Below are 497 nucleotides of genomic sequence, written 5' to 3'. Positions count from 1 at the left end.
CGAATATCTCGGCAGCGTGCTGAAGCTCTGCCAGGACCGTCGCGGCATCCAGAAGGACCTGACCTATGTCGGCGGCCGCGCACAGGCGACCTATGAGCTGCCGCTCAACGAAGTCGTGTTCGATTTCTATGATCGGCTGAAGTCGCTCTCCAAGGGCTATGCCAGCTTCGATTACACCCAGATCGGCAAGCGCGAGGGCGATCTCGTCAAGATGAGCATCCTCGTCAACGAAGAGCCGGTCGATGCGCTGTCGATGATCGTCCACCGCGGCACCGCCGAAGTGCGCGGGCGCGGGATGGTCGAGCGCTTGAAGGAACTGATCCCGCGCCATCTGTTCAAGATCCCGATCCAGGCGGCGATCGGCGGCAAGGTCATCGCGCGCGAAACGATCAGCGCGATGCGCAAGGACGTGACCGCGAAATGCTATGGCGGCGACGCCAGCCGCAAGCGCAAGCTGCTCGACAAGCAGAAGAAGGGCAAATTGAAGATGCGCGAGT

At 61.6% G+C, this 497-nt stretch carries 1 pseudogene; it reads left to right on the top strand.

From position 1 onward, the window contains the following. Positions 1-497 (top strand): annotated as a pseudogene (locus AACY45_RS28095) (elongation factor 4); the annotation flags it as partial.

Source organism: Pseudomonas sp. RA_35y_Pfl2_P32 (assembly GCF_963970735.1).
GTDB lineage: Bacteria > Pseudomonadota > Gammaproteobacteria > Pseudomonadales > Pseudomonadaceae > Aquipseudomonas.
The sequence above is the reverse complement of the archived record's forward strand: the minus strand, read 5'-3'. Positions and strand labels throughout refer to the sequence as shown.